This window comes from Streptomyces sp. NPDC045678, from assembly GCF_056432085.1.
The window spans coordinates 506,313-526,126 of sequence record NZ_JBWKJS010000003.1 but is presented as its reverse complement, the minus strand read 5'-3'; the positions used below and the strand labels follow the sequence as shown (position 1 = coordinate 526,126).

Below are 19,814 nucleotides of genomic sequence, written 5' to 3'. Positions count from 1 at the left end.
CCGTCCCGTACGGAGCACGCCTGCGGAACCTGTGCGACACCTTGCCGCCGGGGCTGCGGCGGAGCGCACCGGTGCTGCCGGTGGTGCTCATGGTCGCGCTGCTCGCCCTGCCCGCGCCCGCCGAGGGCGCGTCGTCCGGCGGTGGCGGCACCGGCGGCGCGGCCGACGCGGTGTCCGCCCTCGTCGTCGCCCACTGCGTCGTCCGCGCCGTGCGCTCCCGGCAGCGGCCGCTGACCCGCACCGCCGCCGTCCTCCTCGGTCTGCCCGTCGTCGGCATCACCGTGGCGGCGTTCGGGGCGTCCTCCGCGGCGACCGGCGTCGCCGGGGCCGCCCGCTACCTGCAGATCTTCGTGCTCGTACCGGCCGCCGTCCTCATGCTCGTCCGCGACGCCCACCACTTCCGCCTCCTCGCCTGGTCGTTCGTCGGGCTCGGGCTGTGGCAGGGCGTCATCGGCGTGCACCAGAACCTCACCGGCACCGGCGCCTCGTACATGGGCGAGGACATCCGCGCCGTCGGCACGTTCGGCTCCACGGACGTCATGGGGATGGCCACCGTCGTGTCGTACGGCCTCGTCTGCGCGCTGGGGCTGGCCTTCCGGCCGCACTCGCCGCGTCAGCGGACGGCGGCGGTGGTGTGCGCGGGCCTCCTGACCGTGCCGCTCGCCCTGTCCTTCAGCCGGGGCGCGTGGATCGCCACCGCGGCGGCCTGCGCCGTGGTGCTGGTGCTCGCCGGGGTGCGCCGCGCGGCCCGGGTCCTGCTCGTCGCGGGCGCCGCCGCCGTCGTCCTGGTCGCCGGATTCGGCGTGGGCTCGGCGATGCTCCAGGAACGCCTCAGCAGCATCACCCAGGTCACCGACACCCCCGACCAGTCGGTGACCGACCGCTACACGATGTGGGCGGCGTCCACCGACATGTGGCGCGAGCACCCCGTGGCCGGTGTCGGCCTGAAGGGGTTCCCCGACCACCGCGACAGCCACGCCTCCCTCGCTCTGTCCTCCGGCAGCGACACGGCGGGCGCGGGCAGCGGCTTCGTACGCCAGCCGCTGCTGTCCCCGCACAACATGTACCTGCTGGTGCTCAGCGAGCAGGGGCTGCTCGGCCTCGGCACGCTGGCCGGCGCCTGGGCGGCGCTCCTGGTGTGCGCGGTGCGCCGGTGGAAGGGGCAGCGCGCGGGGCGGGACCGGACGGGCGGGCCGAGGCTCGACTGTGCGCTGGTGGCGTGCGGGCTGCTCGTCTGGCAGCTGATCGACTTCGTGTACGCCGACATCGGCGGGCCCTCCACCGTCCTGACCGCCATCGCCTTCGGCATGGCCGCCTGGTGGGCGGTCGGCGCCCGCGACCTGCCCGCGGCGGCGTCCCGCGAAGAGGCGGGCGCACGATGACGACCGTGCCGCCGGAGGTGGCCCCCGACCCGGACGCGCCGCCCACCGCTACCGTCGCGCCCCCGGCGCGGCAGCCCGCCGAGAAGACGGGCGGCTCGTTCCTCGCCAAGGCCGCGCTGGTCACCGCCGCGCTGTCCGTCGCGGGATCGCTCCTCGGGCTCGTACGCGACCAGGCCCTCGCCCACTTCTTCGGCGCCGGGACCGACACCGACGCCTTCCTCGTGGCGTGGACGCTCCCCGAGCTGGCCGCGACGCTGCTCATCGAGGACGGCCTCGCCTTCTTCCTCGTGCCCGCGTTCAGCCTGGCCCTCGCGCGCCGCGCGGACGGCCCGCCCCTGGACCCGGTCCGCGAGTTCGTCCGGGCCTCGCTGCCCCGCATGACCCTGTGGTTCGTGGGCACGGCCGTCCTGCTCATCGCGGCCGCCCCCTACCTGGTCGCGGTGCTCGCCCCCGGCCTGCCCGACCCGCGGCTCGCCGTCGACTGCACCCGGCTGACCGCCACCTGCGCCCTGACCTTCGGCCTCACCGGCTACTGCAGCGCCGCGCTCCGGGCCCACCAGCGGTTCGTCGCGCCCGCCACGGTCTACGTCGCCTACAACGCGGCGATCATCGCCGCCCTGTTCGCGCTCGCGGCGCCGCTGGGGGTGCGGGCCGCGGCGGCCGGGGTGGCGGTGGGCGGGGTGCTCATGGTCGTCGTACAGGCGCCCTCGCTGTGGCGGCAGCTGCGGCGCCCGTACCGGCCCGAGCCGGGGCCCGCGCCCGCTACGGCGGCCTCCTCGGCCCCCGGGGCCTCCTCGGACAGAACCCTCCAGACCGCGATCATCTGGACCGTCCTGCTGTTCGCGCTCTGCCGTCAGTCGCAGGTCCTCATCGAACGGTTCCTCGCCTCGTCGCTGCCCGCCGGGGCCATCTCGCACCTGAACTACGCGCAGAAGGTCGCGCAGATGCCGATGGTCCTCTCGCTCATGATCTGCACGGTCACCTTCCCCGTGGTGGCGCGGGCGCTGGCCGAGGGCGAGACGGAGCGGGCCCGCGAGCGCGTCGAGCGGGACATCGTGCTGGCTGGCTGTGTGGTGCTGCTCGGCGCCGCTGCCGTCGTCGCCGCCGCGCCCCCGCTCATCGAACTGCTCTTCCAGCGCGGCGCCTTCACCGCACGGGACACCGCCGCCACCGCGTCCGTCATGCGCGTCTACGCCTTCGGCCTCCTCGGCCACACACTGGTCGGCGCGCTGGCCCGCGCGCACTTCTCCGTCGCCCGCACCACGTGGATCCCGCTCTGCGCGATGTCCGTCGGCGTCGTCGCCACCGCCGGGATCGGCTTCCTGACCGTCGGCACGTGGGGCGTCCACGGGATCGCCGCCGCCAACGCGACCGGCATCTGCGTCACCGCGCTGCTCCTGCTGCGCGGCACGGGCCCGCGCACCGTGCCGATCAGGACACGGGCCCTCGCCGGACAGCTGGGCCGTCTCGCGGCGGCCGCCGGGGGCGCGGCGGTGCTCGGCGCCGTGTGCGCGCAGCGGGTGGCGCAGCCCGCCCTCGCGGTCCTCGCGAGCTTCACCGTCGTGACCGTCTCCTTCGTGCTCATCGGGCTGCTCCTGAGAGCGCAGCCCTGGCCGTCCGCCCTTCGAACCGTCAGCAGAAAGCTGCGCCATGTCCGTTGACCTCACCCCGCCCGCACCGTCCGGCACGGAGCCGTTCCTGCGGCTGCGGCCGCCCCGCACCCCTGCGTGGGTGGCGATGTACCACTCCGTCGCGGACCCGTCCGACGATCCGTACGAGATCACCATCGCCCCCGAGCGGCTCGGCGCGCAGCTGCGCTGGATGCGGCGCCAGGGGCTGCGCGGCGTCTCGATGAAGTACCTCCTGGAGGCGTGCGCGCAGGGCCAGGAGCACAACCTGGTGGGCCTCACCTTCGACGACGGGTACCGCGACTTCGTCGACCACGCGCTGCCGCTCCTCCAGCAGTACGACTGCACCGCCACCGTCTTCGTCCTGCCGGGCCGCCTCGACGGCGACAACGCGTGGGACCCGCTCGGCCCCCGCAAGCCGCTGCTCGGCGCCGACGGCATCCGGCACATCGCCGAGCGCGGCATGGAGATCGCCTCGCACGGGCTGACCCACGTCGACCTGACCGCCGCCGACGACCGCGCCCTGCGCCGCGAGGTCAGCGGCAGCCGGGCCGCCCTGCACGACCTGACCGGCACCGAGGTGCAGGGCTTCTGCTACCCCTACGGCACCGTCGACGAGCGCGTCGTGGCCGCCGTCAGGGAGGCCGGGTACCGGTACGCCTGCGCGATCGCACCCGGCGCCCTCACCGGCCCGTACGCCCTGCCCCGCGTCCACATCGGGCAGAGCGACACCGCGTGGCGGCTGCGCCTGAAGCTGCGCACCAACCGGCTGCGGCGCCGCGCCCTCGCCCGCTCGGCGGTGACGGCCTGATGAGGGTCCTGCACATCATCACCGGGCTCGGCGTGGGCGGCGCCGAGCAGCAACTCCGGCTGCTGCTCCGCCACTTGCCGACGGACTCCGACGTCGTCGCGCTGACCAACGCGGGCACCGTCGCCCAGGGCATCGCCGCCGACGGGACCCGCGTCACCGACCTCGGCATGGCCGGCAACCGTGACGTCGCCGCGCTGCCGCGGCTGGTCAGGATCATCCGGGCGGGCCGGTACGACGTGGTGCACACGCACCTCTACCGCGCCTGCCTGTACGGGCGCGTCGCGGCCCGCATGGCGGGGGTGCGCGCGGTGGTGGCCACCGAACACTCCCTCGGCGACTCGCAGATGGAGGGCAGGCCGCTGACCGCGGGGGTCCGCGCGCTGTATCTGGCCGGGGAGCGCCTCGGCCGGGTGACGGTCGCGGTCTCGCCCGCCGTGGGGGCGCGGCTGCACCAGTGGGGCGTGCCGCGGCAGCGGATCCGGGTGGTGCCGAACGGCATCGAGGTGGAGCGCTTCCGCTTCGACCCGGCGAGCCGGGCACGCACACGGCAGCACCTCCAGCTGCCCGCGGGCGCGTTCGTGGTCGGCGGCGTCGGACGGCTCGCCGCGGGCAAGCGCTTCGACGTGCTGCTGCGGGCCGCCGCGCAGCTGCCGGACGACGTCGTCGTCGTCCTGGTGGGGAGCGGCCCCGAGGAGCCGGCGCTGCGCCGTCTCGCGCACCGGCTCGGGCTCGACGGCCGGGTGCGGTTCGTGGGCGAGTCCACGCACGAGCACGGCGGTGCCGCCGCCGTGGACGTGCCGGACCTGCCGTCGCTCCTGTCCGCCATGGACGCGCTGGCCTCCCCCTCGCCCGAGGAGGCCTTCGGCCTCGCCCTGGTGGAGGGCCTGGCCAGTGGTCTTCCCGTGCTGTACGCCTCCTGCCCGGCCGTCGAGGGCCTCGACGCGGCGGAGCGGTCCGGCGCCGCGTACTGCCCGAGCGATCCGGACTCCTTCGCGCGGGCGCTGCACGGCCTGCGCGGTGACGTCCCGCCGCACCGCGAGGCACCGGCCGCGGTGCGGCACTACAGCATCAGCCGAAGCGCCGGCCAACTGATGGACGTATACACGTCCGTCGCTCCCGGCCCGACCCTGGAGGTGACCCCTCGATGAGCGACTCCGTGAACGAGCGCCCGCGCACCCTCGCCCTGCGAGCGCGTGCCGCGCGGCTCCCCCGCCGGTGGGCCCTGCCCGCCTGCGCGATCCTCGGCGCCCTGGCCGGCGCCGGGTACGGCGCGCTCCAGACCCCGCAGTACACGGCCACGAGTTACGTCGTCGCCGTCCCGCAGGAGAAGGGCGACCCGGCGACGGCGCTCGGCTTCGCGCAGGCGTACGGCCGGGTCGCGACGCAGCTCGCCGTGCTGGGCGACGCGCAGGTGGCGGCGGGCATGTCGGCCGCGGAACTGCAGGACAAGGTGCAGGTCGCCACGTCGCCGGACGCGCCGATGATCGCGGTCTCGGCGACCACCGACAAGCCGTCGTCCGCCGCGATCACCGCCAACGCGGTGGCACGGTCGCTGTCCACCAGCGCCAACCACTCCAAGGACAGCACGCGGATCAAGCTGATCCCGTTCTCGCGCGCCCTGCCGCCCAACGCCCCCGCGTCGCTCTCCACCGGCGTGACGACCCTGGTCGGAGGATGCGCGGGCGGGCTGCTCGGCGGCCTCGCGCTTCTGGTGCGCCCACGTGCCCGTACGGAGGCGGTGGCGGGCCCCTCCGTACCGGGACCCGCGTCCGCGCTGGTGCGGAGCGCCCCGTGAGTACGGCAGCGCGCACCTCGCCGCGCACCACGCCCGACACCCGTCCGACGGCCGAACTCTGTGTGGACGAGGACGAGTTCGTCGCCCTCGCGGAGCCGTGGGGCCGCCTCCACCGGTCGTGCGCGGCGGCGACGCCGTTCCAGAGCCACGCCTGGCTGTCGTCCTGGTGGCAGTCCTACGGGAGCCCCGGGCGGCTGCGCGTCCTGCTGGTCCGCGACGGCGCACGGCTGATCGCCGCGGCGCCGCTGATGCGGGTGGACCGGCCGCTGCCCGCCCTGAAGCCGCTGGGCGGCGCGATCTCCGACTTCACGGACGTCCTGGTGGACGACGCGTGCACGGAGGAGGGCACGGAAGCGCTCCTGTCCGGCCTGTACGCGCTGGCCAGGACCGCGCTGATCGACTTCGGCGAGGTCAGGCCGGGGGCGTGCGTGGAGGGCCTGTACGCACGCTGGCCGGGCCCGCGCCGCACCCTCGCGGGCTCCGCCTGCCTCGAACTTCCCGCGCTCCCGATGGAGGGGCTGCTCAAGCGGCTGCCGACGCCGCGTGCGCAGCGCACCCGGGCCAAGATGCGCAAGCTCTCGGCGCTGGGCGTGGAGAGCCGTGTCGTACCCGCCGACGAGGTGGAGAACTCGGTGCGCACGCTGCTGCGCCTGCACCAACTCCAGTGGCAGGGGCGGAAGGTGACCTCCGAGCACCTCCAGCCGCGCTTCCACGAACACCTGCTGCGCTCGATGCGCCCGATGGTCGCGGCGGGCGAGGCGGTGGTGACCGAGTTCAGCCTGGACGGCGAGGTGATGGCGGCGGACCTGACGCTGCTCTCGGGCACGCTGGCGGGCGGCTACCTGTACGGGGCACATCCGCGGCTCAGGGAGCGGAAGGTCGACGTCGCGACCATGCTCCTCGACGCGTGCACCCGGCACACCGGCGGCGAGCACCCGCGCGCGCTCAGCCTGCTGCGCGGCGACGAGCCGTACAAGCACCACTGGCGGCCCGAACCGGTCGCCAACCAGCGGCTGCTGATGGCCCGCAGGCGCACCGCGCCGCTGGTGTGCGCGGTGGCCTGGGGCGTCGCGGGCCGCCAGTGGGCGAAGCGGCGGCTGCGCGAGCGCGAGGAGCGGCGGAACGGCGGGTCCGGCCGCGGTGGCGGAGCCTCGACGTGACGGCTCGCACCACCGCGGCCCCGCGGGGGGTCAGGACTTCTTCGGGTCCCCGGTCTGCTGCGGATCCTTGTGGTCCTTGTACCAGTCGAAGCGCAGGCACAGCTTTCCGCCCAGCCAGTATTCGACCCAGTCGCCGAATTCCACCGGTGAACAGTCCGACGGTGTCTCGGGCTTGGTCGGCTCGGTGGGAACGGTCGGGTCGGTGTCGCGGCCCGAGAGGAGCTTGCGGTAGATCTCCGCGGACTCCGGATTCTCCTTGCACTGCCACACGCCGTGCGGGCAGTAGTCGGTGACGGTGTTGTACAGCGGCTTCTTCTCCTTCATCCATTCCAGCATGCGGCGCATGTATTCCTCGTTGTCGCCGTTGCGGAACAGACCCCATTCCGGGTACGAGATGGGCTTCTTATGAGCCGCCGCGAAATCCACGTGGTGCTGGAGTCCATAGGGCTCCTTCACCTGCTCGTCGAATGACATTCCGCGCGGCTGGTCGTACGAGTCCATGCCGATGATGTCGACCGTGTCGTCCCCGGGATAGCACTGCGTCCACGGAATGGCGTCCCGGCCCCTGCTGGGCGTGAAGTCGAACTGGAACTTCTGCCCCGGTACCGAACGCATCGTGGTGACGATCCTGTTCCAGTACTTCTTCCAGGACTCCGGGTCCGGACCGCAGCGATGGGTGTAGGTCGTGCCGTTCATCTCCCAGCCGAGCACGACCACCGTGTCCGGTACACCCAGGTCGACCAGGCGTTTGCCCAGCGCCCTGAAGTGCTCGTCGAAGGCGCCCCTCGCCCCCCTCCTCAGCATCCTGGACACCTCGCCGTCGCCGACGCCGTCCTCGTTGCGCTCGAGCATCGGGACGTTGAGCACGAAGAGCCTGTCGTCCTTCGCCTTGCGCCACTCGGCCCATTTCTCCAGGAAGTTCGGGGCGCCCTCGATGTTGCTCCAGAGGTCGCCCGGGAGGTATGTGTGACCGACCCGCAGCTCGGCACCGCCGAGCCATTGACTGAGTTCGGTCATCCGCTCGACCCCACGGGGACCGTAATCGAGATAGGCGCCGAAGGCGGGGGCCGCGGAAACGCCCCCCGGTGGTTCGCCGTCCCGTTCCATGCCCGCCGTATGCCCCGGCACGTTGGCCAGGGCGAGCGACGAAACGATTCCCGCGGCGATGAAAGCGACACGTCCACGGCGTCGAAGACGTTGTGGGGTGTGTGGTGCCATGTTCGCTCCTCTTTCACTGACACTTCGTCATATGTATTTCTATTGCGCCAATCGAGCTTCTAATCCTGTGTTCCACCACTTCGCCCGCATGGGCGATCGACAATCGAGGGTTACGTTGCAGCCTCTGGACACACGCATTCCTGCGGTCCTGTTGCGGATCGACAGGAATCCCTTTCACCACGGGACGCTGGGCGCCGTACGCTCGCTGGGGCGGGCCGGCGTCGAGGTGCACCTGGTCGCCGACGACCGGCGCAGCCCCGTACAGCGCTCCCGCTATCTCCACCGGATGCACGCGCCCCCCATGCCGGGCGCGTCGTTCGCCGAGGTCGCCGCCGTGCTGCGCCGGGTCTCTCGGCGCCTGTCCGGGCCCGCCGTGCTGATCCCCCTGGACGACGCGAGCGCCCTCGCCGTCAGCGCCCTGTACGAGGAGCTCACCGACTGCTTCCTGCTTCCCCGCACGGCGGGCGACGTCACCGAGCGCGTCGCCGACAAGGCGACCCTCGCCCAGGTCTGCGCGCAGGCGGGCGTGGCCCACCCCACGACGCTGGCACCGGAGTCCGCCGCCGAGGCCGCGGGCGCCGTCGACCGCCTGGGGTCCCCCGCCGTCGCGAAGTGGAGCCGCCCCTGGCTGCTGCCCCGCGGCACCGGACTGCGCAGCACCACCGTGATCGGTTCCCCGCACGAGGCCTCCGAGCTGTTCGAGCGCCGCGCCGAGGCGGGCAGCCGCCTGCTCCTCCAGGCCTTCGTGCCCGGTGCCCGGGACGCGGACTGGTTCGTCCACGGCTGCGCGGGCCGCGACGGTGTCGTACGCGGCGGGGGCACGGGACGGAAGCACCGCTCCTGGCCGCGCTCGGCGGGCCTGACGGTGAGCGGCGAATGGGCCGACAACCCCGCGCTGCGGTCCGCGGCGGCGCGGGTCGTGGCCGCCCTGGAGTACCGCGGGATCTTCGACCTGGACTTCCGCAGGGACGCCTTCACCGGCGACTTCCACCTGATCGACTTCAATCCGCGGCCCGGCGCCCAGTTCCGCCTCTTCGCCGACGGCACGGACACGGACGTCGTACGCGCCCTGCACCTCGACCTGACCCACCGCCCGGCCCCGGCCCCCGCCCCCCTGCCGGGCCGCACGTTCCTGGTGGAGAACTACGCCCCGCTGGCCGCCCTGCGCGCCCTCGCACGCCCCGGCGCCCGCCCCTCCCCCGCCGGCGAACTCGCCTGGCACGCCGACGACGACCCCGCCCCCGGAGCCGCCCTGCGCCGCCTGTGGCGCCGCCACGCGGTGCGCAGGATCGGCGACGGCACACGCCACCGGGCGCACCGGATCCTGACGTCCCTGTCGATCAGGGCGCGCCGGCACGCGCCCGCCGTCCTCCCCGGCACGCCCAACAGAGAGCGAGCAGTCACCGATGCATGACCTGCTGATTGTCGGAGCGGGCCCCTACGGTCTCTCGATCGCCTCGCACGCCGCGGCGGCCGGCCTGGACGTACGGATCTTCGGCAGGCCCATGGCGTCCTGGCGGGACCACATGCCGCGCGGCATGTTCCTGAAGTCGGAACCCTGGGCGTCCGACCTGTCCGACCCCGCGGGCCGCTTCGGCCTCGCCGCGTACTGCGCCCGCGAGGCCCTGCCCGCCGAGCACGGCAGGCCCCTGCCCATCGAGCACTTCGCGTCCTACGGCCTCTGGTTCGCCGAGCGGGCCTCCCCGCCCGTCGACGAGCGCCTCGTCGCCTCCGTCCGGGCCGTCCCCGGCGGCTACGAGGCGCGGACCGAGGACGGCGAGGTCCACCGCGCGCGTGCGGTGACCCTCGCGGTGGGTGTGCTGCCCTTCACCGAGATCCCCCGCACCGTCCGGGACCTGGGCGCCGAGCACGTCTCGCACAGCAGCCACCACGCCGACCTGGCGCGCTTTGGCGGCCGGGACGTGACGGTGCTCGGGGCCGGGCAGGCGGCCCTGGAGACCGCCGCGCTCCTGGCCGAGCAGGGCACCCGGGTGCGGATCCTCGCCCGGTCCCCGCGCGTGGACTGGAACACCGTGCCGCCCGCCTGGCAGCGGCCGTGGTGGCAGTCGCTGCGCGCCCCGCACACCGGCCTGGGCTGCGGCTGGCGCAACAAGTTCTACGCCGACACCCCCGGCGTCTTCCGGCTGCTCCCCGAGCCGGCCCGCGCCCGGGTCGCCGCCGACGCGCTGGGCCCGGCCGGGGCGTGGTGGATCAGGGACCGCGTCGAATCGCGGGTCGAGGTGCGGGTCGGCCACCGGGTCGCGTCGGCCGACGCCGTCGGCGGCCGCGTCCGGGTGAACACCGTCGCCGCCACCGGCGGGGGCCTCAGCTTCGCGACGGACCACATCATCGCCGCCACCGGCTTCCGGGCCACGGCCGACCGCATCGGCGTCCTGCCCCCGGAGCTCCGGAGCGGCCTGCGCTGTCTCTCTGACGGCACGCCCTACGTCAGCGACCGCTTCGAGACCTCGCACCCCGGCCTCTTCCTCGCGGGCCTGACGACCGCGTCGAGCTTCGGACCCGCCATGCGCTTCGTGTACGGGGCCGCGTTCACCGCCGAACGTCTGGTGCGGGGCGTCGAACGGCACGTACGGCGCGGACGTCGGACGGCCCTGCCGGTCCAGTCGTACGACGAGCACACGCGCCGGACGGCGGCGGCCGCACGCTGAACGGGTGGCACCGGGACCCGCGGGGGCGTGGCGGGCCCGGTGCCCAACTCCGTTGCCGCTAGCCTCGGTTCAGGTGACGCGCCGACGCCACCGGGCTCGGCTTCCGTGTACGTGATCGCTCCACCGAAGCCGAGCCACCAAAGCCGGGCCGCCTAAGCGGCTCTCTTATGAGTGACACCGCGGGCGAATGGGTGAATGGCTCTTCCCGCGCGGGCCGTGCGGTGATGCACTTAATGCGCTTCACGGGACAGGCCGGGTCGCTTTCCACCAGCCGTCGGCTCCTATGCCGTGGGACTGCGACATTCAATGAGGCAGGTCTCTACCTCCCTTGCGCCGGCAGGGAAGCAATTCCGTCCGCTTCCCTGCCGGCGTATTGCCGTTCCCGGCCCCGCAATTCCCGGTCAGCGCCGGGAGGATGCCATTCCGCGCCGGTACAGAATCGCCCCGCCGAGCAGCAGGGCCGCGCCGGCTCCCGCCGCGCCGAGCAGCTCGTCGGCCGCTCCGGTCATCGCGAGCCCGCCACCCGCGCCCTGGGCCGACGCGACGTGGACCGGCCGCGCCGCCCGGCCGCCGTGCGGCTCGTGGCCCGGCGCGGTGGACGAGGACATCGCGGAGTGCTCGGGGGCGTGGGGGTGGCCCGGGGGCATGGCCCGGGGGTGCGCGTCGGGGCCTTCCGGGGCCTGCTCGGCCGGGGGGACGCCGGTGGACGGCGGCTGCTGGTGCTGGTGCTGGTGCTGGTGGTGCGGGGTGCCGGCCTCGGTCTCGGCCTCGGCGTTGCAGCCGTTGCCCATGACCGGCGACAGGGCGGCCACCACGCCCACGGTGTTGCCGCAGGCGTTCACCGGCACGTCGGCGGGCGCCTTCGCGTTGTTGCCCGACAACGCGCCGGGCGAGTGGGCCGCGTCGCCGACGGCGGAGGAGGAGGCGGCGGGGCCCGTGGAGCGGGCGGAGCCGTCGTCGGTGGTGTGCGAGGCCGCCTTCCGGGCGCTCGGCACCCCGCGCGGCGTCTGGGGCCCGGAGTGCGCGTGGGAGGTGGAGCCGCACGAGTTGCCGAAGGCCGGGTTGCCGACCCCCACGCCGCTGGCGCTGTTGCCGCAGACGTTCACCGGCACCTCCACCGGGGCCTGCACGTTGTTGCCCGACAAGAAGCCTGGCGAATCCGCCGCCTGCCCGTTCGCCTCACCGGCGGCGAACGCGTGGGCGCCGGACAGGGACAGGATGCTCGTGGCGGCCGCGGCGGAGAGCATTCCTTTGCTGAGGGCCTGTCGCAATCTAGTGGTCTTTCTCTGTCCGAGGGGGAATCCGGCCCCGGCGCCGGAAGGGCTGCCGGGGCCGGCTGAGGCGCAGCAGGAACAGCTGGGCGCCTACGTCAGTCGTTCGCGCACTGGTTGCCGAACGCCGGGTTCAGGAGCGCGATGATGTCGACGGTGTTCCCGCACAGGTTGACGGGGACGTGGATCGGCACCTGGACGTTGTTGCCGGAGAGGACGCCCGGGGAGCCCACGGCCGCGCCCTCGGCACCGGCGTCGGCGAACGCCGGAGCAGCCATGCTCAGGGCCATGACGGCACCGGCGATGATCGTTGCGCTCTTCTTCAGCTTCACAGCTTTCCCTTCTTTCGGGTCACGCCTGAACGGCGGCCGAAGCCGGGCGGGCATTCCCTGTCCCCGCACCGTGACCTGAGCCCTGATTAACGATTGGAAGTGACAGAGGAAACCGCGAAGTTGACGACCTTCGGAAGTTCACTCGCATGCGAACGCCGGACGAAATGACCGGGCGTAATAAGAAGTTGCCCCACCGCATGAGAAAGCCCGGGACGCCCGAGGAGGAAAAGGCCGGGCGGCCCGAGCAGTCTCGACTGCGCGGCAGATCAGCCGTTGTGCTCGCCGTTGCCGGACAGGACGGGCAGGTCGCTGAGGATGTGCGACAGCGGCTCGTCGCCCTTGGCCTGCGTCGAGTTCTCGGTGCACTGCTGGGTCTGCGGCGCCGAGAGGATCGGGATGTCCTGGACGCCGACGTTGACGAGGGCGACGATGTTCTGGATGTTGGCCTTGACCGGGAGGCCGATGCAAGGCTTGTTCAGCGTGCCCTGGATCAGGGAAAGCTGCGGGCTCATGTCGCCCTTGGTGGCGGAGTTACCGAACGACTGCTGCGCACCGTTGCCGCTCAACGACTGGGTGCCGGTGTCGTCACCGATGGCCATCGCGGGGGAAGCGATACCAGCCACGGCCACCGCGGCCGCTGCCATTGCCATTGCCTTCTTAAGCATTTGTGGTTCCTTTTCTGGGGCAGACGCTCACGTTACTGCGGCCTGCTCAACTCCCCACCCCACGTTTAGTTCCGCGCATTCACTCCATCGGATCGTCTGCGGTCGGCCGGGCGACGGATCGGCTCACGGAATCGCATCGCGGAAATGACGGTCTGATTATTCAAAGATCGGTGATTCACACCCGTCGGAACACCGATCACTGGGCCATCGGAGTGAATCTCAGCAACTCCTCCCGCCCACGGCAGTTGCTCAGGGTGCTCCGAGGACGGGGCTAACTCAGAGAGGAACACCTGTGATCAAGAAGGTTATGACCGCAGCTGCGGTCACGGCTTCCGTCGTCGGCATGTCGGCCGCGGCCGCGCCCACGGCCCTCGCCATCGGCAACGACGGCGGCACCGAGACCATGAGCGGCAACAACGCCATGCAGTCGTTCGGCAACTCGGCCACGCACGGCAACATGAGCCCGCAGATGGCGCTCATCCAGGGCTCGTTCAACAAGCCCTGCATCGCCCTGCCCGCGAAGGCCAACCTCCAGAACATCGTCGGCCTGGTCAACGTCGGCATCCAGGACATCCCGATCCTCTCGGCGCCGCAGACCCAGCAGTGCACCGAGAACTCGACGCAGGCCAAGGGCGACGAGCCGCTGTCGCACGTCCTCGAGGACCTGCCGATCCTGTCCGGGAACGGCGCCCACAACGACTGAGACAGAACACCTTTCGGCGGGCCGCCAGCATCCTCCTCGGCGGCCCGCCGTTCTGTCTTTGTTCGTTCCGGGTCCCCGCTTCCGGGGCTCGCTGCCGACCTCAATTCCGGGGCCACGGGTCGCGCTCGACCAGCCTCCGCCACTCGGGATCGGGGCGGCCGGGAATGGTCTTTCCCTGCGCGTACCAACTCCTGAGCAAAGAATCGTAGATGGGGTCGGCGCGGCACTCCGGTGACTGTCTGCTCGGCGGAATGACACCTAGCCGCTGCCATGGTCCTGTGCGGTCAGCCATATTTCCTCATCGAGAGTCGGGGCGTCTCCGTCTTCGTTCCTGCCGAAGTACTCGACGAAACAGCGTCCGTCGTGACGGAAGCGTCGCGTAATACGCCGCGAACGCGACCGCCATTCAGCACACTTATCCACCGGACGGCCCAATCGCCGCAACTCCCGCTCCGTCGCTCAGTTGTCACCATGCGGCTCCGGAGTGGAGCCTCACTCGAAGGGAATCCCTCACCATGAAGAAGCTGCTCGCAACGGCCGCCATCGCCCTGTCCGCCGCCGGCATGACCACCGTCGCGGCTCCGCAGGCCATGGCCATCGGCGACGACACGGGCACCGAATCCGTCAGCGGCAACGATGCCGGCCAGGCGTTCGGTAACTCCGCCACCAAGGGCAACATGAGCCCGCAGATGACGCTGGTTCAGGGCTCGCTGAACAAGCTCTGTGTCGGCCTCCCGGCCAAGGCCAACATCCAGAACATCGTCGCCCTGGTCAACGTCGGCGTTCAGGACATCCCGATCCTCTCGGCGCCGCAGATGCAGCAGTGTGTCGAGAACTCGACGCAGGCCAAGGGCGACGAGCCGCTGTCGCACATCCTGGAGGACATCCCGCTGCTCTCGGGCAACGGCTCGCACAACCACTGATCCAGGGCCCCGCTCCGCCTCGGGGCGCGGCGGGGGAAGGCCCGCACATCGTTGCCGACGCCTTCCCCCGCCCCCCGTGGCGCGTCACCCGGGCGGCGGCACGTGTCGGCGGACCACCCGAACGCCGTGTGTGGGGCCGCACTCGTCGGGCAACCGAAGAGTGAACAGTCCCCACACCATCGGTGGGAGTGATGCGCTGTGACAACCGACAGCATGCAGGAAAGCTGCATCCTCACCCGCCCCCGTACCCCGGCCGCCGCCCGGGATGTCGTACGCGCACTGCTGCGCCAGGGGCACGGCGACGCCAGTGAAATGGCTGTCGACGACGCGGTTCTGGTGACCTCCGAACTGGTCACCAACGCGCTCAGGCACGGAGGCGGCCTGCGCGGATTCGAGTGCCGGGTGCGGTCCGGCTTCGTCGAGATCGCCGTCGAGGACGGCAGCGACGTGGTCCCGCGGTCCCGCCCGCGCACCAGCCTCCTCGTGAGCGGCGGACACGGCTGGCCATCCGTGTGCCATCTGGCCGACGACGTGTCCGTGACGCACCTTCCCGAGGGCGGGAAGTGCATCGTCGCGCGCGTACCGCTGGCCGCGTGAACCACGCCCGGGCGGGCACCGCACGTACCCGTGTGGCTACCGGGCGGACCGGCAGGGAAGGGGTTCCATGAGGCCGTACCCCACTCCCCTCCGGAAGGGCCGGTCCCCACGGTGCAGCGATACGTGAAGACAGTCCTCGTGACAGCGGTGGCCGCGGCGACGGCGCTGCTGCCCGGCGCGGCGAACGCAGCCGACCGCCACGAGGTCACCCTGGAGCGCACGGCCCGGCTCACCCCGGACGGCACGCAAGCCGTCGTCACCGGCACGTACACGTGCGAGGGCGTCCGAGGGCCCGTACGGCTCAGGGTCACGCTGCGGACGCAGCAGAAGCGGAAGCTGAGCGCCGACGAGGCGCAGGCGGTGTCGGGCCTCTACCAGTGGGTGGGGCTCCCCGGGCTGCCCGTCCCGAAGACGGCCACGTCCAGCACCTCCAGAGAGCAGATCCTCGACGGCACCTGTGACGGCACCGCCACGGCCCACCCCTGGCGGCACGCCTTCACCGGAGGGGTCGAGAAGGGCACCAAGGCCTCGGTCACCGTGGCGATGACCTCGGTGGATCCCCGTACGGCGACGCCGCGGACCCTCGCCGACACGACGGGCGACGTGACCTTCGCCTAGGCCGCACACGCCCGCTTCACACGCGTCTGCTTCACACGCGTCTGCTTCACACGCGTCCCGTCACCGTCACCGTCACCCGTGACGGCTCCCCGGTCAGCCGGTCCAGCGTCTCCGTCACCGCGGCGCGCAGGTCGCGGGTGACGTCGAGGGTCCGGTGGCCGCGGCGCAGGACGACGTAGATCTCGGCGTGCCGGCCCGCGCCTCCCCTGTCCCGGCCGATGCGGACCGCCGAGGAGCGCGGGGACGCGAGGGCGCTCCGTCTCAGCGGGGCGGCGGCGCGGAGCAGGTCGGCGAGGCCCGGGCGCAGGAAGGCGACACCCGGCGTGCCGAGGACGGCCTCCCGGACGGCCTCGGCCAAAGCGGCGTCGGAATCGAGTCGTTCCGTCACGGGAGCCGTCCTTCCGTGGTGTCGCCGTCATCGGCGGCTTCGTCGAGGATGTCGGCGACCGTCACGTCGACGGCCGCGACGCGCATGCCCAGTTCGGTGTCGACCGCTTCCAGGATCGCGCGGCGGACCCGCCCGGCGACCTCCTGGAGGTTCCAGGTGAGGGTCACCGCCACTTCCGCGCGGATGTGCACGGGCCCGCGCGGCCACCGGCCGGCCGGGCCGGCGTCCTCCTCCTCGCCGAGCGCCTCGATGCGGCAGCTGCCCGCCCGTACCCCCGGCAGGGACTCGGCGGCCGCGCGGACGGTCCTGGCCGCGGCGGCCTCCACGATCCACAGGTCCTCCGCCGCCTCGCCCAGCGGCAGCGTGCGGCCCGGGCGCAGTTCGAGGCGGACCACGTCCATGACGCGGCCGACGAGCGCGGAGGCGGCGGACTCGTACTCCCGCGTGTCGCCCTCGCGATCCCGCTCGCGGGCGGCGGACACGACGTCCTCCAGGCGCCACAACGTGTGCAGCGCCTCCGTGCAGTGCGGGCAGGTCTCGGCGTGCGGATCGCGCCCGCCGCTCTCCGCGCGTTCCCAGACGTCCCACAGCTCGCGGCCGCAGGGGAGCAGTTCGTTGGGTCCGTCCGTCATGGGTTCGTCCGTCATCGGCCCGTGCTCCTCGTTCACCGCCATGCGGCCATCGCCTCCGTGAGATGGCGCCGCGCCCGGAAGACGCGGCCCCTGACCGCCTCCGGGCTGATGCCCACCGTCTCGGCGATGGTGTCGTAGGGGAGGCCGTTGAGTTCGCGCAGCACCCAGCAGACGCGCTGTTCCGGAGAGAGTCCCTCCATCGCCCTGCCGAGGTCCGCCACCGCCGCGTGCGACTCGGCGACCCTGGACGGGGACGCCTCGTGATCCGGAGCCTGCGGTTCGGGCACCTCGCCCAGGTCGAGGGCGGGTCGGCGGGCCCGCAGCACGTTCAGGCACCGGTTGGTGACGATGCGGTGCATCCACGTGCCGAACTGCGCGTCCCCGCGGAACTCCGGCACCTTCCGCCAGGCGCTCACGAGGGAGTCCTGCACCGCGTCCTCGGCCTCCGCACGGCTTCCCAGCAGCCGCGTGGCGAGCCGCAGCAGGCCGGGCGCATGGCGGCGCACGAGCTGCTCGAAGGCCTCTTCGTCGCCCTCGGCTGCCCGTACGGCCAGCAACCCGTCGTCGCGCGGCACACGTGGCTCCTCTCGCTCCAGTCGTACACCTACGACACGAGGCGGACCACCCGCGTTACGCGGCACGGGCGCATCCGCGGCCGGAAGCCGCCGGAAGCCGCCGGAAACCGCCGCGCGGCGGAAATTCCTCCGAGGGGCGTAACGGATCCGGGGCACCCGGGTCATAGGGGTGAGCAGTCCCCGACGACCTGACGACGAGGAGATGCCTTTCATGGCGACTCAGGAGAGCATTTCGAAGACGGCCGCTACGCCGTCACGCGGCGACGAACACCTCACCGGCACCGTGCAGACCGTGCCGGGCAGCACGACCGTGACGGGCCGCACCGGGGCCACCGAGCCGGCCGCGACCCGCGGCAAGACGTCCATCGCCGACGTGGTGGTGGTGAAGATCGCCGGAACGGCGGCGCGGGAGATCCCCGGCGTGCACGACATGGGCGGCGGGCTCTCGCGCACGATAGGTGCCGTCCGTGACCGGGTCCCCGGTGGGCGCCCCAACGTCGGGCGCGGGGTGAAGGTCGAGGTCGGCGAGCGGCAGACGGCGATCGACCTGGACATCGTCGTCGAGTACGGCGTGCCCATCACCGACGTCGCCCACGAGGTCCGCGAGAACGTCATCGCCGCCGTGGAGCGCATCACCGGGCTCGAGGTCGTCGAGGTCAACGTCGCCGTCAACGACGTACGACTGCCCGACGACGACAGCACGGACTCCGCCGGCGAGACGCGCGTGGAGTAAACGGTGAGCACAGCTCTGGTGGGCCTGGTCGCCGGGATGGCCCTGGGGTTCGCCGCCTGGTTCGGCGGCTTCGGGGCGTTCCTCCTGGTCGGCGCGCTCGGCGCGGTCGGCTACGTCGTGGGCCGCCTCGTGGAGGACGGCACGGACGTACGGGGCTTCCTCGGCGGCCATGGCCGGGGGCGGCGATGAGCGTCCCCGCGGCGGACCGCGGCACCACGAAGATCGCCGACCGCGCGGTGCGGCGGATCGCCGAGCGGGCCGCCACGGAGGCGCTCGCGCCCGGTGAGGTGCGGACGGACCGGAGTGCGGCGTCGGTCCGCGGCCGCCGGGCACGGGTCGACGTCGCCGTGACGCTGCCCTATCCCGCGGTGCTCGACGAGTCCGGCGAACGCGTCCGGTCGCACGTCGCCGACCGCACGGCCCGGCTCACCGGCCTCGCCGTGCCGTCGGCGCGGGTGCGGGTGCGGGAGCTGCGTGTGCGGGCCGCGGAGGCCGGGGAGCCGGCGGCGGACGAGGTCGGTGGCGGCCTGCGGGCGCGGCGGCCGTGGTCCGCGCGCCGCGTGCCCGTGGCGGTGGCGGCGCTCGTCGCCGCCGCCGTCTGTGGCGTGGTCCTGTACGACGTCCTGGCCGTGCACGCGGCGGGGCGCCCGCCCGCGCGGTGGCGGTCCGACCTCATGGACTGGCTCGCCGCGCACGGGCCGCACCGGGGTGTGTGGCCCGGCGCGGCGGCCGCGTTCGCGATGTTCTGTCTCGGCGTGTGGCTGATGGTCCTCGCCGTCACGCCTGGCTCCCGCGGCGGTCTTCCGATGCGGCCGCCGCTGCCCGACGTCCACGCGGTCGTCGACCGGCGCACGGTGGCGGCGCTGCTGCGGGAGGCCGCGTCGGGCCTGCCCGGCATCACGCGCGTGCGGGTCCGGGTCGGACGGCGCGGGGTCACCGTGCGCGCCGGTCTCGCCTTCGGAGAACTCGACGCGGCGCGTACGGCGTTGACGGAGACGGCCGAGCGGGTCCTGGCGTCGTGCGGGGTGGCGAGGGCGCCGCGGCTGCGGGTCCGCCTGCGCACGGAACCGGCGTGGCGTGCGCCCGCGCGGGAGGTCGAGGACGAGTGAGCCGACTACAGGGAGGCCGTTTCCGTACCGGCGCCAACCGCACCGCCCTGCTCTGTCTCGGCGCGGCGCTCCTGGGCGCGGGCGCCGTGCTGGCGTCCGCGACCGATGTCGTACGTGACCGGCTGCCGTCGGACGTGCCGCGGCTCGGCGCCGACCGGGTGTGGGTCGACGGGGCGGAGCTCGGGCGGTGGCGGGACCACGGCTGGTGGACGCCGGTGGTGATCGCCGGGCTCTCCGTCGGCGTACTGCTGTTCCTGGGGTGGGCGTGGGCGCAGGTGCGCTCCGGGCGGCTGCGCGAACTGGCGCTGGGGCAGCCCGACGTCACGCTGTCCGGGTCCGCGCTGGCGGCGGCGATGACCGAGCGGGCGCGCGGTATCAACGGCGTCGCCCACGCGCGCGTGCGGCTGCGCGGGGGTCCGCGGCGGCTGCGCGCCCGCATCACGCTGGCCCTGTCGCCGGACGCCTCACCGGAGGCGGTGCTGCGGTGCCTGGCCCGCCGGACGGTGGCCGAGGCGAGGGCGGCGGTGTCACCGCGCCCGCTGACCGCGGACGTACGGCTGACGGTTCAGCGGTTCTCCGGACGACACCGATAGGTCCACCAATAG

23 protein-coding genes are annotated in these 19,814 nt (G+C 73.1%); 16 read left to right on the top strand and 7 right to left on the bottom strand.

Features of this window, described 5'->3' with window-relative positions:
* Nucleotides 1-89 precede the first annotated feature (89 nt).
* The 6 genes from AC07DO_RS13375 to AC07DO_RS13350 are packed head-to-tail and all read left to right on the top strand — an operon-like array spanning nucleotide 90 to nucleotide 6,776.
* Nucleotides 90-1,382 carry an O-antigen ligase family protein gene (locus AC07DO_RS13375; RefSeq protein WP_479059733.1) on the top strand — a complete coding sequence of 431 codons (1,293 nt, stop codon included), beginning with the start codon at nucleotides 90-92 and terminating at the stop codon, nucleotides 1,380-1,382.
* Nucleotides 1,379-3,043, top strand: coding sequence for a murein biosynthesis integral membrane protein MurJ (gene murJ, locus AC07DO_RS13370; protein ID WP_479059301.1), 1,665 nt, complete (start codon nucleotides 1,379-1,381; stop codon nucleotides 3,041-3,043). The genes AC07DO_RS13375 and murJ overlap by 4 nt, the downstream gene beginning before the upstream one ends.
* Nucleotides 3,033-3,821, top strand: coding sequence for a polysaccharide deacetylase family protein (locus AC07DO_RS13365; RefSeq protein ID WP_479059299.1), 789 nt, complete (start codon nucleotides 3,033-3,035; stop codon nucleotides 3,819-3,821). The genes murJ and AC07DO_RS13365 overlap by 11 nt, the downstream gene beginning before the upstream one ends.
* On the top strand, nucleotides 3,821-4,969 hold the full coding sequence (locus AC07DO_RS13360) for a glycosyltransferase (RefSeq protein ID WP_479059298.1): 1,149 nt from the start codon (nucleotides 3,821-3,823) through the stop codon (nucleotides 4,967-4,969). Before AC07DO_RS13365 ends, AC07DO_RS13360 begins: the two co-directional genes overlap by 1 nt.
* On the top strand, nucleotides 4,966-5,616 hold the full coding sequence (locus AC07DO_RS13355) for a Wzz/FepE/Etk N-terminal domain-containing protein (protein ID WP_479059296.1): 651 nt from the start codon (nucleotides 4,966-4,968) through the stop codon (nucleotides 5,614-5,616). The genes AC07DO_RS13360 and AC07DO_RS13355 overlap by 4 nt, the downstream gene beginning before the upstream one ends.
* On the top strand, nucleotides 5,613-6,776 hold the full coding sequence (locus tag AC07DO_RS13350; protein ID WP_479059295.1) for a GNAT family N-acetyltransferase: 1,164 nt from the start codon (nucleotides 5,613-5,615) through the stop codon (nucleotides 6,774-6,776). Before AC07DO_RS13355 ends, AC07DO_RS13350 begins: the two co-directional genes overlap by 4 nt.
* Nucleotides 6,777-6,806: 30 nt before the next feature.
* On the opposite strand, the gene AC07DO_RS13345 is transcribed toward AC07DO_RS13350, so the two are convergent.
* Complete coding sequence (locus AC07DO_RS13345) at nucleotides 6,807-7,994, bottom strand: glycoside hydrolase family 26 protein (protein WP_479059293.1); 1,188 nt, start codon at nucleotides 7,992-7,994, stop codon at nucleotides 6,807-6,809.
* A gap of 115 nt (nucleotides 7,995-8,109) precedes the next feature.
* Here AC07DO_RS13345 and AC07DO_RS13340 point away from each other — a divergent pair, with 115 nt between their 5' ends.
* Together AC07DO_RS13340 and AC07DO_RS13335 are read left to right on the top strand one after the other, a co-directional pair.
* On the top strand, nucleotides 8,110-9,408 hold the full coding sequence (locus AC07DO_RS13340; RefSeq protein WP_479059291.1) for a carboxylate--amine ligase: 1,299 nt from the start codon (nucleotides 8,110-8,112) through the stop codon (nucleotides 9,406-9,408).
* Nucleotides 9,401-10,663 carry an FAD-dependent oxidoreductase gene (locus tag AC07DO_RS13335; RefSeq protein WP_479059289.1) on the top strand — a complete coding sequence of 421 codons (1,263 nt, stop codon included), beginning with the start codon at nucleotides 9,401-9,403 and terminating at the stop codon, nucleotides 10,661-10,663. The genes AC07DO_RS13340 and AC07DO_RS13335 overlap by 8 nt, the downstream gene beginning before the upstream one ends.
* Nucleotides 10,664-11,064: 401 nt before the next feature.
* Here the strand turns inward: AC07DO_RS13335 and AC07DO_RS13330 are convergent, their stop codons facing one another.
* The 3 genes from AC07DO_RS13330 to AC07DO_RS13320 form a co-directional block, all read right to left on the bottom strand.
* On the bottom strand, nucleotides 11,065-11,934 hold the full coding sequence (locus AC07DO_RS13330) for a chaplin (RefSeq protein WP_479059288.1): 870 nt from the start codon (nucleotides 11,932-11,934) through the stop codon (nucleotides 11,065-11,067).
* A 98-nt stretch (nucleotides 11,935-12,032) separates the two neighbouring features.
* A complete protein-coding gene (locus AC07DO_RS13325; protein WP_479059731.1) occupies nucleotides 12,033-12,260 on the bottom strand; it encodes a chaplin in 228 nt (75 codons plus the stop codon).
* A gap of 272 nt (nucleotides 12,261-12,532) precedes the next feature.
* Entirely contained in the window at nucleotides 12,533-12,931 is a 399-nt protein-coding gene (locus AC07DO_RS13320; RefSeq protein ID WP_479059286.1) for a rodlin, read from the bottom strand.
* A gap of 292 nt (nucleotides 12,932-13,223) precedes the next feature.
* On the opposite strand from AC07DO_RS13320, the gene AC07DO_RS13315 reads away from it, so the two are divergent.
* The 4 genes from AC07DO_RS13315 to AC07DO_RS13300 all read left to right on the top strand — a co-directional run bounded on the left by AC07DO_RS13315 (nucleotide 13,224) and on the right by AC07DO_RS13300 (nucleotide 15,772).
* A complete protein-coding gene (locus AC07DO_RS13315) occupies nucleotides 13,224-13,634 on the top strand; it encodes a rodlin (protein ID WP_479059284.1) in 411 nt (136 codons plus the stop codon).
* A 515-nt stretch (nucleotides 13,635-14,149) separates the two neighbouring features.
* The gene (locus AC07DO_RS13310; protein WP_479059282.1) at nucleotides 14,150-14,557 is read left to right on the top strand and encodes a rodlin; all 408 of its coding nucleotides are present in this window, start codon (nucleotides 14,150-14,152) and stop codon (nucleotides 14,555-14,557) included.
* Between the two features lie 198 nt (nucleotides 14,558-14,755).
* The gene (locus tag AC07DO_RS13305; RefSeq protein ID WP_479059280.1) at nucleotides 14,756-15,154 is read left to right on the top strand and encodes an ATP-binding protein; all 399 of its coding nucleotides are present in this window, start codon (nucleotides 14,756-14,758) and stop codon (nucleotides 15,152-15,154) included.
* A gap of 123 nt (nucleotides 15,155-15,277) precedes the next feature.
* Nucleotides 15,278-15,772, top strand: a complete 495-nt coding sequence (locus tag AC07DO_RS13300) for a hypothetical protein (protein WP_479059278.1) — start codon at nucleotides 15,278-15,280, stop codon at nucleotides 15,770-15,772.
* A gap of 46 nt (nucleotides 15,773-15,818) precedes the next feature.
* Here the strand turns inward: AC07DO_RS13300 and AC07DO_RS13295 are convergent, their stop codons facing one another.
* Genes AC07DO_RS13295 through AC07DO_RS13285 form a run of 3 tightly spaced genes read right to left on the bottom strand, consistent with a single transcriptional unit; the run spans nucleotide 15,819 to nucleotide 17,367 of the window.
* Nucleotides 15,819-16,160, bottom strand: coding sequence for an Asp23/Gls24 family envelope stress response protein (locus AC07DO_RS13295; protein ID WP_479059277.1), 342 nt, complete (start codon nucleotides 16,158-16,160; stop codon nucleotides 15,819-15,821).
* Entirely contained in the window at nucleotides 16,157-16,807 is a 651-nt protein-coding gene (locus AC07DO_RS13290; RefSeq protein ID WP_479059275.1) for an Asp23/Gls24 family envelope stress response protein, read from the bottom strand. Before AC07DO_RS13290 ends, AC07DO_RS13295 begins: the two co-directional genes overlap by 4 nt.
* A 17-nt stretch (nucleotides 16,808-16,824) precedes the next feature.
* Complete coding sequence (locus AC07DO_RS13285; protein WP_479059273.1) at nucleotides 16,825-17,367, bottom strand: RNA polymerase sigma factor; 543 nt, start codon at nucleotides 17,365-17,367, stop codon at nucleotides 16,825-16,827.
* Nucleotides 17,368-17,578: 211 nt separating this feature from the next.
* Between AC07DO_RS13285 and AC07DO_RS13280 the strand changes: the two genes are divergently transcribed.
* Genes AC07DO_RS13280 through AC07DO_RS13265 form a run of 4 tightly spaced genes read left to right on the top strand, consistent with a single transcriptional unit; the run spans nucleotide 17,579 to nucleotide 19,802 of the window.
* Nucleotides 17,579-18,100: an Asp23/Gls24 family envelope stress response protein gene (locus tag AC07DO_RS13280; RefSeq protein ID WP_479059272.1), complete on the top strand. Its 522-nt coding sequence runs from the start codon at nucleotides 17,579-17,581 to the stop codon at nucleotides 18,098-18,100.
* Between the two features lie 3 nt (nucleotides 18,101-18,103).
* Nucleotides 18,104-18,289, top strand: a complete 186-nt coding sequence (locus tag AC07DO_RS13275) for a hypothetical protein (protein WP_479059271.1) — start codon at nucleotides 18,104-18,106, stop codon at nucleotides 18,287-18,289.
* On the top strand, nucleotides 18,286-19,209 hold the full coding sequence (locus tag AC07DO_RS13270) for a DUF6286 domain-containing Asp23/Gls24 family envelope stress response protein (protein ID WP_479059270.1): 924 nt from the start codon (nucleotides 18,286-18,288) through the stop codon (nucleotides 19,207-19,209). The genes AC07DO_RS13275 and AC07DO_RS13270 overlap by 4 nt, the downstream gene beginning before the upstream one ends.
* Complete coding sequence (locus AC07DO_RS13265) at nucleotides 19,206-19,802, top strand: hypothetical protein (protein WP_479059269.1); 597 nt, start codon at nucleotides 19,206-19,208, stop codon at nucleotides 19,800-19,802. The genes AC07DO_RS13270 and AC07DO_RS13265 overlap by 4 nt, the downstream gene beginning before the upstream one ends.
* The last annotated feature ends 12 nt before the right edge of the window (nucleotides 19,803-19,814 follow it).